This is a genomic window from Nocardiopsis exhalans (assembly GCF_024134545.1).
GTDB lineage: Bacteria > Actinomycetota > Actinomycetes > Streptosporangiales > Streptosporangiaceae > Nocardiopsis > Nocardiopsis exhalans.
On sequence record NZ_CP099837.1, the window covers coordinates 5445788 to 5459642 of the forward strand.

General features: G+C 69.3%; 12 protein-coding genes. 1 reads left to right on the forward strand and 11 read right to left on the reverse strand.

Annotated features, from left to right (window positions below; all coding sequences use genetic code 11):
• Positions 1-56: 56 nt before the first annotated feature.
• The 9 genes from NE857_RS24040 to NE857_RS24080 form a co-directional block, all read right to left on the reverse strand.
• The gene (locus NE857_RS24040) at positions 57-473 is read right to left on the reverse strand and encodes a cytidine deaminase (protein WP_254417764.1); all 417 of its coding nucleotides are present in this window, start codon (positions 471-473) and stop codon (positions 57-59) included.
• Positions 452-1711 carry an ABC transporter permease gene (locus NE857_RS24045; RefSeq protein ID WP_254417765.1) on the reverse strand — a complete coding sequence of 420 codons (1260 nt, stop codon included), beginning with the start codon at positions 1709-1711 and terminating at the stop codon, positions 452-454. Before NE857_RS24045 ends, NE857_RS24040 begins: the two co-directional genes overlap by 22 nt.
• Positions 1708-3306, reverse strand: coding sequence for an ABC transporter permease (locus tag NE857_RS24050; RefSeq protein WP_254417766.1), 1599 nt, complete (start codon positions 3304-3306; stop codon positions 1708-1710). Before NE857_RS24050 ends, NE857_RS24045 begins: the two co-directional genes overlap by 4 nt.
• A complete protein-coding gene (locus NE857_RS24055) occupies positions 3303-4910 on the reverse strand; it encodes an ABC transporter ATP-binding protein (RefSeq protein WP_254417767.1) in 1608 nt (535 codons plus the stop codon). The genes NE857_RS24050 and NE857_RS24055 overlap by 4 nt, the downstream gene beginning before the upstream one ends.
• Positions 4911-5095: 185 nt before the next feature.
• On the reverse strand, positions 5096-6160 hold the full coding sequence (locus tag NE857_RS24060) for a BMP family lipoprotein (protein ID WP_254417768.1): 1065 nt from the start codon (positions 6158-6160) through the stop codon (positions 5096-5098).
• 376 nt (positions 6161-6536) lie between these two features.
• The gene (locus NE857_RS24065) at positions 6537-7280 is read right to left on the reverse strand and encodes an alpha/beta fold hydrolase (RefSeq protein ID WP_254417769.1); all 744 of its coding nucleotides are present in this window, start codon (positions 7278-7280) and stop codon (positions 6537-6539) included.
• A gap of 203 nt (positions 7281-7483) precedes the next feature.
• Positions 7484-7828, reverse strand: coding sequence for a biotin/lipoyl-containing protein (locus tag NE857_RS24070; RefSeq protein ID WP_017581570.1), 345 nt, complete (start codon positions 7826-7828; stop codon positions 7484-7486).
• 5 nt (positions 7829-7833) lie between these two features.
• Complete coding sequence (locus tag NE857_RS24075; protein WP_425572133.1) at positions 7834-8859, reverse strand: alpha-ketoacid dehydrogenase subunit beta; 1026 nt, start codon at positions 8857-8859, stop codon at positions 7834-7836.
• On the reverse strand, positions 8856-9893 hold the full coding sequence (locus tag NE857_RS24080) for a thiamine pyrophosphate-dependent dehydrogenase E1 component subunit alpha (RefSeq protein WP_254417770.1): 1038 nt from the start codon (positions 9891-9893) through the stop codon (positions 8856-8858). The genes NE857_RS24075 and NE857_RS24080 overlap by 4 nt, the downstream gene beginning before the upstream one ends.
• Positions 9894-10596: 703 nt before the next feature.
• Between NE857_RS24080 and NE857_RS24085 the strand changes: the two genes are divergently transcribed.
• Complete coding sequence (locus NE857_RS24085; RefSeq protein WP_017581567.1) at positions 10597-11091, forward strand: Lrp/AsnC family transcriptional regulator; 495 nt, start codon at positions 10597-10599, stop codon at positions 11089-11091.
• Positions 11092-11109: 18 nt separating this feature from the next.
• Here the strand turns inward: NE857_RS24085 and NE857_RS24090 are convergent, their stop codons facing one another.
• Entirely contained in the window at positions 11110-12783 is a 1674-nt protein-coding gene (locus tag NE857_RS24090; protein ID WP_254417771.1) for a phospho-sugar mutase, read from the reverse strand.
• Between the two features lie 268 nt (positions 12784-13051).
• Positions 13052-13849, reverse strand: a complete 798-nt coding sequence (locus tag NE857_RS24095; RefSeq protein WP_254417772.1) for a purine-nucleoside phosphorylase — start codon at positions 13847-13849, stop codon at positions 13052-13054.
• Between the last annotated feature and the right edge of the window lie 6 nt (positions 13850-13855).

A 13855-nucleotide genomic window follows, 5' to 3' on the forward strand; every position in this document is an offset into this window, starting at 1 on the left:
GGCCGCCGTGGTTCGGCGACCGGGGAGACGCCCGTCGGGTCAGGCCAGCCAGCAGGTCAGGGCAGGTTGTGCGGGCCGAAGGCCTGGGGCAGCACCCGGTCCATGGGCCAGATGCCCTGGGGCGTGTCCACCAGCAGCTCCGGTCCGCCGTGTTCGTACAGCAGCTGACGGCAGCGCCCGCACGGCATCAGGGTCTCACCCTGACCGTCCACGCAGGCGAAGGCGACCAGCCGCCCGCCCCCGGTGGCGTGCAACGCGCTGACCAGCCCGCACTCGGCGCACAGGGCCAGACCGTAGGAGGCGTTCTCCACGTTGCAGCCGCTCACGGTCCGGCCGTCGTCGACCAGCGCCGCCGCGCCCACCGGGTACTTCGAGTAGGGCGCGTAGGCGTTGGCCATGGCCGCCCGGGCGGCCGCCCGCAGGGCCGCCCAGTCCACGTCGACGGGTGCGGTCATGACCGGCTCGCCCTCCACTGCTTGCCGATCCCGGCGGGTGCGCGCAGCTTCTGGGAAGCCAGCGAGAGCACCAGCAGGGTGGCGATGTGCGGACTGTAGGTGGCCAGCTCACGCGGGAGCGAGTCGGTGCTGAAGTACCAGAACAGCAGGACGATCGCGGCGAGGAAGCCGGCCACCGCGATGCCCTTGCGGTCCTTGCGCACCTGCCACACAGCCACCACCAGCAACACCACAGCCAGAAGCAGCAGCAGCGCGTGGATGGCCGCGCCGCCGCCGCGCAGCTGGAGGGCGTCGGTGTAGCCGAACAGGGTCGCACCCATGGCCAGGCCACCCGGTCGCCAGTTACCGAAGATCATCGCGGCCAGACCGATGTAGCCGCGGCCGCCGGTCTGACCCTCCTGGTAGATCTGCGAGGCGACGATCGCGAGGAAGACGCCGCCCATCCCCGCCAGACCACCGGAGATGACCACGGCGATGTACTTGAGCGTGTACACCGGCACACCGAGCGACTCGGCGGCGTCGGGGTTCTCACCCACCGAGCGCAGTCGCAGGCCAAAGGTGGTCTTCCACAGCACCAGGTAGCTGATCGGAACCAGCAGGATGGCGATGAGGGTCAGCGCCGACATGCGGGTGGTGAGACCGATGATCAGCGCCGCGAAGTCACTGACCAGGAAGATCCCGCTCTGGGCCACCGGCCCGAGCGCCTCCGGCAGCCACGGCACCGTCAGGGTCGGGAACGACGGGGCCGACGGGGACTGGGCCGCGCCGGCACCGGGGATGTCGGCGTAGACCAGGATCGACAGGTAGCGCATGGCGCCCAGGGCGAGGATGTTGATCGCCACACCGGACACGATGTGGTCCACCGCGAAGGTCACGGTGGCCACCGCGTGGATCAGGCCGCCGAACATACCGCCCAGGGTCCCGGCCAGCAGGCCGATCCACGGGTCGTTGAAGCTCCACGCGAAGTAGGCGCCGAACCAGGTCCCGAAGATCATCATGCCTTCGAGGCCGATGTTGATGATGCCCGCGCGTTCGGCCCACAGACCGCCGAGGGCGGCCAGACCGATCGGGACCGCGAAGGTCAGCGTGGTGCGGACGGTTCCCGCGTCGGTCAGCATGTCCTGGCCAGTGATGACCCGCAGGCCCGCCAGGGACACGAAGACCGCCATCAGCAGGGTGAGAATGCGCCAGCGCGCCCACCCCTTGGGCCGGGACGGCTTGGCCACCGGCTCCATCACGTTGAGTTCCTGGCTCACTGTGCCTCCCCGCCGCGCTTGTCGTCGGTGCCGTCAGTGTCGGAACCACCGGAGGTGCCGTTCTCACCCTCGGAGTCCTCGGCGGAACCGTGGTCCGGGCCGTTGCCGTGGGACACGGCCGCGGGCTCCGGGGTGGTCTCGGTCGTACGACCGAGCTGCTTGCCGATCTGCTGCTGCTGGTAGCGGCGGCCCCAGCGGTGGACGATCTCGTAGACCACGACGACCGTGAGGACGATGGTGGCCTGCGCGATGACCGCGATCTCCTGCGGAATGCCGTCGAAGGGCAGGATGCCCGACGCCTGGGTCAGGAACGCCCAGAACAGGGAGGCGAACACAATACCCACGGGGTGGTTGCGGCCCAGCAGCGCGATCGCGATGCCGATGAAGCCGATCCCGACCGGGAAGTCAAGCGCGTAGTAGTGGGAGCTGCCCAGCAACTGCGGCAGGCCCACGAGTCCGGCGACCATGCCCGAGAAGAGCATGGACAGGAAGACCATTTTCTTGACGTTCACACCGCTGGCCTCGGCCGCCGTCTTGGACTGGCCGGTGGCGCGCAGCTCGAAACCGAACCGGGTGCGGTTGAGCATGAACCAGTAACCGATACCCACCGCGATGGAGAGGAAGATCAGACCGAAGATCTCCCGCTCCGAACCGAGGAAGGTCGCCGGGATACCGGGGACCCAACCGGACTCGGGGATGGGCGGGGTACCGATGTTGTTGGTGCTGATCTCGACCGCGAGGCGGCCCTCGGTCAGCAGGTAGGCGGTGATACCCGTGGCGATCGCGTTGAGCATGATCGTGGAGATCACCTCGGACACGCCGCGGGCCACCTTGAGGTAACCGGCGATGGCCGCCCACGCGCCGCCGACCGCGATGGCGGTGAGGATGACGACGAACTGGCTGAGCACCGGGGGCAGCACGAGGTAACCGCCCACCGCGGCGGCCATCAGCGCGGCCAGCCGGTACTGGCCGTCCACGCCGATGTTGAACAGCTTCATCTTGAAGCCGATCGCCACGGCCACGGCGGCCAGGTAGTAGGTGGTGCTGTCGTTGATGATCTGCACCAGGCTGTTGGGCCGGGTGCCGTACTCCAGCATGCGGTCGAAGGTGGCCAGCGGCGGGATGCCGCTGAAGTGCAGCACGGCCGCGGTGACGCCGATCGCGATCGCACCGGCCACCAGGACCGCGGCGAAGGACAGCGCCATCATCGCCGCAAGGCGGTGGAAGAGCACGAACGCCAGAACGGAACCGACGAGCGCGCCGAGCGCGGCCGCGACGGGTTCGAGCAGCTGGAGGTCCAGTACCCAGGAGGAGACCAGACCGGCCACGACCGCCAGGATCAGGGCCATCGGGACGACCAGGACGTTATGGAGGGGTGTGCCCTCCTCCTTGGTCCCGTCGGCCCCGACCCGGCTCTCGTCCGGGGTCATCGGCGCCAGTACCGCCACGAGCGCGAAGGCGAGCGTGACTCCGATGATCAGCGCCGCCCAGTGCAGCAGGAACAGGTCCAGGGCGACGGTGGTCACGACACCCAAGACGACAGCCAGGAGCATCACGATCGGTGCCGCGATGGTGCGGCCTGCGGTGTTACTCATGCCCCGCCCTCGCTCTCGTTCCGGTGGGCACCCTCAGCACCGCTGTCACCTTCTGTGTGCGTCTGCGAGCCCTCCAGCCCGGCACCGGTCATGGCGGAGCCGAGCTGTTCGGGGGTGACGCTGGTCGGGTCGGCCTCCGCGACCATACGGCCGCGCAGGATGACGTGGAGTGTGTCGGACATGCCGATGAGCTCGTCGAGGTCGGCGGAGATCAGCAGGACCGCCAGGCCCGCGGCGCGCGCCTCGCGCAGCTGCGCCCAGATGGCCGACTGCGCGCCCACGTCCACGCCTCGGGTGGGGTGGGCTGCGACCAGGAAGCGCGGGGATCCGCTCATCTCCCGACCGATGATGAACTTCTGCTGGTTGCCCCCGGACAGCGCGTCGGCGATGACGTCGATGTTGGGGGTGCGCACGTCGTACTCGGCGACGATGCGCTCGGAGTCGGCGCGGGCGCCGCTCCGGTTGATCAGGGATCCGTTGACGCTGGGCCGACGGGTCTGGTGGCCGAGGATGCGGTTCTCCCACAGCGGCGATTCCAGCAGGATCCCGTGCCGGTGGCGGTCCTCGGGGATGTAACCGACCCCGGCCTCTCGGAGGTGCAGCGTGCTCCAGCCGGTGGTGTCCCGGCCCTCGAGGGAGATGGCGCCGGAGGCGATCCGGCGCATGCCCATGATGGCCTCGATCAGCTCGGACTGACCGTTGCCCTCGACCCCGGCGATGCCGACGATCTCGCCCTGACGGATGTCCAGGGTGACGTCGTCGACGGCGGGACGCCCCTCTGGGGAGAGTACGGTGACCCCGGTCATGGACAGGACGACGTGGTCGGTAACGGTGGACTCGCGCAGCTCGGGCACCGGGAGTTCGCCGCCGACCATGAGCGTGGCCAGCTGACGGGCGGTGGTGCTGTTCGGGTCGGCGGTGGCCACCGTGGTCCCGCGCCGGATCACGGTGATCTCGTCGGCCACAGACAGGACCTCGTCGAGCTTGTGCGAGATGAAGATGACCGTGAGGCCCTCGCGCTTGAGCTCGCGCAGGTTGTCGAAGAGCTCGTCGACCTCCTGCGGGACCAGGACCGCGGTGGGCTCGTCCAGGATGATGGTCTCGGCGCCGCGGTAGAGCACCTTGAGGATCTCCACGCGCTGGCGGTCGCCCACGCCCAGGTCCTCCATGAGGCGGTCGGGGTCGATGCCGAGCCCGTACTGTCCGGACAACTCCAGGATGCGGGCTCGAGCCCTGCGGCCGATGCCGTGCTTGCGCTCGGCGCCCAAGACCACGTTCTCGAGCACGGTGAGGTTGTCGGCCAGCATGAAGTGCTGGTGCACCATGCCGATGCCGTGCTTGATGGCGTCGGAGGGCGAGTTGAAGCGCACCTCCTGGCCGCGGATGTAGATGTGACCCTCGTCCGGCTTGTGCATGCCGTACAGGGTCTTCATCAGCGTGGACTTACCCGCCCCGTTCTCGCCGACGATGGCGTGCACGGTACCGGGAGCCACGGTGATGTCGATGTCGTGGTTGGCCACGACGCCGGGAAAACGCTTGGTGATCCCGCGCAGCTCAACGGCGGCGGGTCCGTTCGACCCGCCGCCCGATGGCGTGCTGCTCATCAGACTCCTCTGTGGGAACTTGCGGCGGGGCGCGGCGGGCCTGGGATCGGCCACGGCCGGGACGCCTTCGTCGCGGTGCGGCTACCGGGTGGAGCCGAAGGGGGCTCGCCCCTTCGGCTCCGTTTTCGCGACGTCAGGTCACGACGCGGGCCCGGCGCCCGCTCCTGTGCTGTTTCCCGTGCCCGTTACGGCTGAGTGGGAACCTCGATGTCACCATCGATGATCTGCTGCTTGAGCTCGTCCAGCTCCTCCTGGATCGGCTCGATGGCCTCCCCGTTGGAGGTGGTGTAGTCGACGCCGCCGTCGCTGAGGTCGAAGCGCTGGATGCCGCCCTCGACGCTGCCGTCGACGGCCGCGCTGATCAGCTCGAAGACCGACACGTCGACCTGCTTGATCGCGGAGGTCAGGACGTACGGCTTCTGCTCGTCCTCGGCGTTCTCGTACTGGTCGCTGTCGACACCGATGAAGGTGAACTCGTTCTCGACGGCGGACTGGAGGATGCCGTTACCGGAGGCGCCGGCGGCGTGGTAGATGACGTCCGCGCCGCGGTCGTACTGTGCCTGGGCGGCCTCACGGCCCTGGGCCGGGTCGTTGAAGCCGGCGAAGTCCGGCGGCTGGCTGAGGTAGTTGATCTCGACGTCGATGTCCTCGTTGACGTGCTCGACGCCCGCGAGGAACCCGGCCTCGAACTTACGGATCAGCGGGGTCTCGACACCGCCGATGAAGCCGACGTGGTCCTCCTCGGTGGTCAGCGCCGCGGCGGCACCGGCCAGGAAGGAGGCCTGCTCCTCGGCGAAGACCAGGCTGGTGACGTTGTCGATGCCCTCGATCTCGGAGTCGACAATCGCGAAGTCGACCTCCGGGTAGTCGGGGGCGACCGACTGAACGGCCGCGTCGTAGGCGAACCCAACCGCGATGACGAGGTCGTAGCCCTCCTCGGCCATGGTGGCCAGGCGCTCTTCCTTGGCGGACTCGGCCTCACCGTCGGCGGGCTCGAAGTCCTGGGTCTGTACGCCCAGTTCCTCGGCGGCCTGCTCCAGGCCCCGGTAGGCGGAGTCGTTGAAGGAGCGGTCGCCACGGCCGCCGACGTCGTAGGCCAGACCGACCTGGAGCTCGGAGGCGGTTTCTCCGTCGCCTCCGCCGTTGCCGCCACCGGCGGCACCGTCGTCTGTGGCGTTGTCACACGCGGTCAGTGCCAGCACACCCGCCGCTGCGACCGCGGCGAACTTGGCTGCGTTGCTGCGCTTCACTAGAAAGTCTCCCCTTCGCCCTCTCAGCGGTCCGCATTCCGCGCGGAACCGACCTGAGTTCTGTTGCCGGACGATATCCGCTGGCCGAAAGTACACCTAACCAACGGACGGAGTTGTTATGAAGGCGAGAGCAGAGTGACACGGGGCCTTACTTGGAAGTTACCAAGAGCACACCGAATCTGGGCAACTAGCGGGCTATTCGCTGTTATTGACCTCGCCCCCCACGCGGAAAACCAGCGCCGTTACCGTCCGTATCGTGATCTTCACTACTCCCAGCGGGCCCCACATCGCCCCAACCGGTCTAGACCGGGCTAACCCACTTCGGCCCCGGCGCCCTCGGGTCCGGCCCCCTTCACAGCGCCCTCCCCGGCCCCTCCTACCGCTCTTGCCCCTCCTCGAGGAAGGCAGCCACGGCCTGCTTGAAGACCCTGGAGGAGACGGCGTTGGCGTGGTCCCGGCCGGGGATCTCCACAAAGGAGGCCCCGCAGCGTTCGGCGAGCTCCGCCGCACCCTCGGCGACGGTGTCCTTGACGCCCGAGACCAGGAGCATCGGGATGCCCTGGGGGCGCGGCTCCTCCTGGAAGGGGCGGGAGGCCTGCCCCCGCACACAGGCGGCCAGCGCCGCGGCGTCGTTGCCGGGCAGGGCGGCGACGGTGCGGTAGACGTGGTCGAACGGGCTGTCACCCGCGCCGGGCTCGGCCGTGTCCAGACCGGCCAGGGCATTGGCCGGGCCGAAACCGCCCAGGACCAGGCGGCGGACCCGGTCGGGCGCGGTGAGCGCGAGCTCCCAGGCCAGCCGGGACCCCATGGAGTAGCCGACCACGTCGACGCTGGTCACACCCAGGTCATCGAGCATCGCCAGGATGTCGGCGACGAAGTGTTCGGGCAGGTAGAGCCCGCTGTCGGTGGGCTTGTCACTGGCCCCGTGGCCGCGCAGGTCCGGGCCGATCACCCGGCGCCCGGCCGCCTCCAGCGCGCGCGGCCAGCCCGCGGCGCGCCAATTCATGTCGAAGTCGGTGCCGAAACCGTGCAACAGAAGCACCGGTACGGAGTCCGTCGGAGCGGGTGAAGGCAAATCCGTATAGCGCATTGTCACGTCTCCGACGAGATTCGCGGTCATGAATCCTTCCGTTTCTTATGCCGGGGGTGGGATTTGATCGAACAGACGAAGGCCCATTCAGATGTTTCTATAAACGGTTGGCCTGGTTGGCGCGTTCCGCTTGTGTCGACATCCGAACGGGCCCTCGTCATTGGTGGGACCTTTGGCGCATCGGTTGACACTCCGTGTCAGCGACCCGGAGTGAGCACAACCGGCTGACCGGATCAGTCCGTCGGCGGCTTGAGCCGGACCCGGCGCTTGGGCTTGGTGTCCTCGGTCGGGACCCGGCCGACGATCCCGGCCTGCGGGGCGCTCTCCTCGACCTGGACGGCGAAGGTCACCAGCGGGTCGCCGACCGGAACCACCTGCTCCTCCTCGGCGTGCAGCTCCACCACGCGCCCGGCCTTGGGCGAGGGGATGACCACGGCCGACTTGGTGGTCTCCACCTCGACCAGCGGGTCGTTGCGGCCGATGGTGTCCCCGACCGAGACCTGCCACTCCAGGACAGTGGCCTCGACCAGACCTTCCCCCAGGTCGGGGAGGGTGAAGGTGATGTTCTCTTCTGCCATGTGGGCTAGTACTCCAGGGTTCGCTGGACCGCGAGCAGGACGCGGTCGATCGTCGGCAGGTACTGGGGCTCGAGCGGCCCGGCCGGGTAGGGGACGTCGAATCCGGTGACGCGCTGGACCGGGGCGGCCAGGTCACGGAAGCAGTTCTCGGTGATGAGGGTGGACACCTCGGCCCCCAGCCCGGCGGTGAGCGGGGCCTCGTGGACGACCACGGCGCGCTTGGTGCGGGCGACCGAGGCGGCCAGCCCGGCGGCGTCGATGGGCTTGAGCCAGCGCAGGTCCAGGACCTCCAGCTCGACCCCGTCCTCGGCGGCGAGCTCGGCGACCTGGAGGCACTTGTGCACCATCGCGCCCCAGGCGACGAGGGTGGCGTGGCGGCCGGGGCGCACGATCCGGCTGGTGCCGATGGGGTCCGTGGGCTCGCTGAGCTGGACCGGGCGGCGGTCCCAGTAGCGGGCCTTGGGCTCCATGAACACGACCGGGTCGTCGGAGCGCACCGACTGCAGCAGCAGGCTGTAGGCCTCGGCGGGGTCGGAGGGGGCGGCGACCTTCAGCCCGGGGGTGTGCGCGAAGAGGGCCTCGAGGCTCTCGCCGTGGTGTTCGGGGGCCTGGATGCCGCCGAAGGAGGGCAGGCGCAGGGTGATCGGCATGGGTGCGGCGCCGCGGGTGCGGTAGTTCATGCGCGCCACCTGGTTGACGATCTGGTCGATGGCCGGATACGCGAAGCCGTCGAACTGGAGCTCGGGGACCGGCCGCCAGCCGTTCATGGCCAGGCCGACCGCCATGCCCATGATGGCGGACTCGGCCAGCGGGGTGTCGAAGACGCGCTGGTCGCCGAACTCCTTCTGGAGTCCGTCGGTGACGCGGAAGACTCCGCCGAGGGCGCCGACGTCCTCACCGAAGACCAGGACGTCGGGGTCCTCGGTGAGCAGGGTGTGCAGGGCCCGGTTGATCGCCTGCTGCATGGACAGCTCGACCGTGCGGGGCCCGACCGCGGCGTCGGTGTGCTCGTGCTCGATCAGCTCTGTCACAGCTCGACCTCTTCCTGCCAGGTGCGGTGCTGCCGGGTCAGCTCCTCGGTGGTCTCCCGGAAGACGTGCGTGAACAGCTCGGATCCGTCGGGCTCGGGGGCGCTGGCGACCCCGTCCCGGATCTGCTCGGCGCGCTGGGCGGCCTCGGTGGCGACGGTGGCGAAGAAGGCCTCGTCGGCGTGCTCGGCCTGTAGCATCGCGGTGCGCAGCAGGTCGATGGGGTCGCGTTGGCGCCAGCGGTCGGCGACGGCCTCGTCGCGGTAGCGGCCGGGGTCGTCGGAGGTGGAGTGGGGTTCGACGCGGTAGGTGAGCGCCTCGATGACGGTGGGTCCGCCGCCCTCGCGGGCGCGCTGGACGGCCTCGTCGGTGGCCGCGTAGACCGCTCCGGCGTCGTTGCCGTCGACGAGGACGCCGGGCATGCCGTAGCCCTCGGCGCGCGCGGCGATGGAGCCGCCCGCGACCTGGCGTTCGTTGGGCACCGACAGGGCCCACTGGTTGTTCTGGCAGAAGAAGACGACCGGTGCCGTGAAGACCCCGGCGAAGTTCATGGCCTCGTGTACGTCGCCCTCGGAGCTGGCACCGTCACCGAAGTAGGCCATGGCCACGCCTTGGTCGCCGCGCAGTCTCTCACCGACCGCCCAGCCCACGGCGTGCGGGACGGGTCCGCCGACCACGGCGTTGATGGCGCCGAAGCGGGAGCCCATGACGTCGTAGAGGCCGCCGTGCCACAGGGCGCGGTGGGTGGCCATGTAGCCGACCATCTCGACGCCGTAGGCCAGGGCGACGGCCATCTCGCGGTAGGTGGGGAAGACGAAGTCGCGGGCGGGGTCGAGCGCGGTGGCGCTGGCGACCTGCGCGGCCTCCTGCCCCCGGACGGAGACGTAGGCGGGGAAGACGCCCTGGCGCTGCAGGGCGATGGCCTCGGTGTCCAGGTCGCGCGCGGTGCGCATGTCGCGGTAGAGGCCGCGGGTCAGTTCGGGTGCCAGGTGCGCCACGGTGATGGCGCCCTGGCCCGTCGACTCTTCGGGTGGCATGTCGAGCGGCTCCCAACGTGGCCCTGCGCGCGTCGTGGCGCGGTCGGGGCTCGGGGTGGTCACGGTATGCCTTGATTCTCCGGCTAACTGGACAGTTACGCTAGATATGTCCGAACAGTCGATACATCAGCGAACGAAGAACCTCGTTTCGTACTCAGATGTCCAGGCTTGGACATCTCACGCGAGGGAAAACGACACACAGCGCCAAACATCACGAATCGCCATCAACACCTTGACCACCGGAAGCCACCCGAGCGTTGCGATCCGAGCACGAGGGGTGTGCCCGACAGGCGGGAGCGAGGACCTTCACCAGCCCCGCCCACAGGAGTCGTTGCATGTCGCCACAGATACGACAAATATGACCGAAATAGGCCCGCAAGCGAGAATTTCTGACTGAATCAGGACAGTTCGGTGTAGTTACTGGCCAGTCGGGGAAACTCACGCTCCATCCCGTGCGTCAACCATGAGTACAGTCGGAACCCCTCCGCCACACACCCGTTTGGCGGTTCACACAAGAAGTACGGGCGCACCATCCCCCGATCCCCCACCCCGGCCCCCGCATCCGACGAACGTGCGCCCAGCATCTCGCCGACTGAGATTTCAATGGACGAAAACAACGTTTACCTGGTACTTCCTTAGCTCCCTGTCAAAGATGACAGCAAGGAGCTGAGCACTGCGACAAGAGCACACGAGGAGCACGCACATGGCCATGGGCGAACAGCGCAGGAGCGGCCGGCGGCCGGACTCGACCGACCAGACCATTCTGAGCGCGCTCGCCAAGGACGCTCGGACCGGCATCACGGAGATCGCCGCACTGGCCAACGTCTCCCGGGCCACCGCCTACAACCGGATCAAGCGGCTCACTGACGAGGGGGTCATCCGCGGCTACTCCGTGGTGACCGACCACTCCAAGATGGGGCTGGGCGTCACCGCGCTCGTGCTCATCTCGGGCAGTCAGCCCGACTGGCGGGCCAACCGGGAGATCCTCTCGTCCTACCCCGAGATCGAGTACTGCTGGTACGTCGTGGGATCGGCCGACATCGTCCTGCTGGTCCGCGTCGCCAACACCAACCAGCTGCGCGACCTGATCCTGAGCCGCCTCCAGTCCCTCCCCGGTGTGACGTCCACCCAGACGCTCACCGTCATCGACGAGGTCGTGCACCGGCCTGTCGTCGAGCCGTCCGAGGGGAGCGAGTGACCCCGCCCCTCCCCCGGATCATCCCCTGACCGCCTCGGCGACCGACGCCATCAGTTCGGCCAGCAGTTCCGAACCGCGCGCGCGGATGGCAGCGACGTCGTCGTCAACCCCCAAAACCACCTCGGCGTAGGCCTTCAGTTTGGGTTCGGTCCCCGAGGGGCGCAGCGTCACCCGCCCCCACACCCCGCCCCCCAGCTCGAAGCGCAGCGCGTCGGTCGGCGGTAGCCCTTCGCGACCGTCGGCGAAGTCGACGGCCCCCGTCACCTTCAGGGGGCCGAACGCGGCGGGCGGTTCGGCGCGCAGCCGCCGCATCGCCGCGGAGATCTCCGACAGGTCCTCCACCCGAACCGACAGCTGGTCGCTCAGGTGCAGGCCGTACTCACGGGCCTGGTCGTCGAGCAGGTCCACCAGGGTGCGCCCGTGGCTCTTGGCCTCGGCCGCCATCGACAGCGCCAGCAGCGCGGCGCTGATCCCGTCCTTGTCAGCCACCGGACGGCCCCGGTCACCGCCCGCACAGTAGCCCAGCGCCTCCTCGTAGGAGAACACCCGCTTGTGCCCGGGAGCGCCCGCGCGGGCCAGCCACTTGAACCCGGTCAGGGTCTCCTCGTAGTGCACGCCCCGGTCCCGGGCGATCTTGCCGAGCAGACTGGAGGAGACGATCGAGGTGGCCACCACCCGGTCGTCGCCGCTCGTGTGGTCGAGCACGTACTGGGCGAGCAGACCGCCCACCTCGTTCCCGGTGAGCAGACCGTGCCCGGGAACCGCCAGCGCCAACCGGTCGGCGTCGGGGTCGTTGGCCACTACCAGGTCGGCCCCGCGAGTCCGGCCCGCAGCGAGGGCCAGGTCCATCGCCCCCGGCTCCTCCGGGTTGGGGAAGGCGACCGTGGGGAAGTCCGGGTCCGGCTCGAACTGCTCGGCCACCACCGCCGGAGCCGCGAAACCGGCCCTTTCGACCGCCTCCATCAGCACCCGGCCGCCTACCCCGTGCATGGGCGTGTAGACCACCGAGAGGTTCCGGGGTCCCTCCGGCACCAGCGCGGTCACCGCGTCCAGGTACCCGGCGACCGCCTCGGGCCCCAGCACCGTCCAGTCCTCGCCCAGCGGGAGCGCGCCAACCGGCCCCACCGCGTCGATGGCGGCCGAGATCTCGGCGTCCACCGGGGAGACGATCTGGGATCCCGCGTCGTCACCGGACCCGCCCACGTAGACCTTGTAGCCGTTGTCCTGGGGCGGGTTATGGCTGGCGGTCACCACGATCCCGGCGTCCGCGCCCAGCGCGCGCAGAGTGTGCGCCAGCACCGGTGTGGGCAGTGGTCCGGGTAGCAGGGACACCCGGTGCCCGGCCCCGGTCAGTACCGCCGCGCTGTCCCGCGCGAAGTCCGCCGACCGGTGCCGGGCGTCATAACCGATCACCACGTGCCTGCCGCCTTCGCCCAGCCACGCCCCGATCCCCGCGGCGGCGCGCATGACCACCACCCGGTTCATCCGGTTGGGCCCGGCCCCCAGCGCACCGCGCAACCCCGCCGTACCGAACTCCAGCCGAGCGGAGAAACGATCGGTGAGATCGGCCAGGGCCTGCCCGTCCCCGACCTCCACCCTGGCCAGCAGGGCGCCCAGTTCTCCCCTGGTTACGGGGTCGGGGTCCTGGTCCAGCCATTCCCGGGCCTGGATGAGGAGGGCGGAGTCGAGCATGGGGAGATCCTTTCCGAATGACGAGTCCGGATGGCGAGCCACCGGGGGTGTTCTTTCCCGTTCGACCGCCGGGGAGGGTGCTGCAAGACGAGACAAGCCGCTAGCGAGGAACGAGCCAGAGACAAGTCTGCGCCGCAGGCGTCCGTTGAGGGTTGGTGGCGGGCGACGGGTGGGCGCCGTCGAGGATGCCGTGCTTGCCTAAACCCAATCCCTCCGCAAAGGCGGAGAACACGGGCCAAAGCGAAGCGGAGGCCCAAAATCAGATCTCTCAGATCTTGGCAACGATGTCCGCGAGCAGGCGGCCCACGGTCGCGGCGGAGTCGCGGCCGGTGGCCAGGACGTCCTCGTGGTCGAGGTTGGCGCCCTCCAGCCCGGCGGCGATGTTGGTGACCAGGGACATGCCCAGGACGCGTGCGCCGGCCTCGCGGGCGGCGATGGCCTCCAGGACGGTGGACATGCCGACCAGATCGGCGCCCATCGCGCGGAGCATCCGGATCTCGGCGGGGGTCTCGAAGTGCGGGCCGGGCATGGCCGCGTAGACGCCCTCGGGCAGGTCGGGGTCGACCTGGCGGGCGATGGCGCGCAGCTCGGACGTGTAGGTCTCGGTGAGGTCCACGAAGTTCGCGCCGGTCAGCGGCGACTGCGCGGTCATGTTGATGTGGTCGGCGATGAGCACCGGCGAGCCCACGGCGTAGTCGGTGTTGATCCCGCCCGCCGCGTTGGTGAGCACGATGGTCTTGGCTCCCGCCGCGGCGGCGGTGCGGACGTTGTGCACGACCACGTCGGTGCCGTGGCCCTCGTACAGGTGGGTGCGGCCCAGGAAGGCGAGCACGTCGCGGTCGCCGTCGGCGATGCTGCGGATGGTGCCGCTGTGGCCGTCCACGGCCGGGGGCAGGAAGCCGGGCAGTTCGGCCGAGGCGAACTCGTCCTTGGAGTCGCCGATCAGGTCGGCGGCGGTCGCCCAACCGGACCCCATCACCAGGGCCACGTCGTAACTGTCCACACCGGTGCGCGAACGCAGCTCGGTTGCGGCTTCCTCGGCCACGGCCTGGGGTGTGCGAGTCACTGCGCA

What these genes read in the sequence shown, in the direction of transcription:
- NE857_RS24085 (WP_017581567.1), top strand. Translation starts at nt 10,597, where the DNA reads ATGGCCATGGGCGAACAGCGCAGGAGCGGCCGGCGGCCGGACTCGACC.
- NE857_RS24070 (WP_017581570.1), bottom strand. Translation starts at nt 7,828, where the DNA reads ATGGCAGAAGAGAACATCACCTTCACCCTCCCCGACCTGGGGGAAGGT.
- NE857_RS24050 (WP_254417766.1), bottom strand. Translation starts at nt 3,306, where the DNA reads ATGAGTAACACCGCAGGCCGCACCATCGCGGCACCGATCGTGATGCTC.
- NE857_RS24065 (WP_254417769.1), bottom strand. Translation starts at nt 7,280, where the DNA reads ATGACCGCGAATCTCGTCGGAGACGTGACAATGCGCTATACGGATTTG.
- NE857_RS24055 (WP_254417767.1), bottom strand. Translation starts at nt 4,910, where the DNA reads ATGAGCAGCACGCCATCGGGCGGCGGGTCGAACGGACCCGCCGCCGTT.
- NE857_RS24090 (WP_254417771.1), bottom strand. Translation starts at nt 12,783, where the DNA reads ATGCTCGACTCCGCCCTCCTCATCCAGGCCCGGGAATGGCTGGACCAG.
- NE857_RS24080 (WP_254417770.1), bottom strand. Translation starts at nt 9,893, where the DNA reads ATGCCACCCGAAGAGTCGACGGGCCAGGGCGCCATCACCGTGGCGCAC.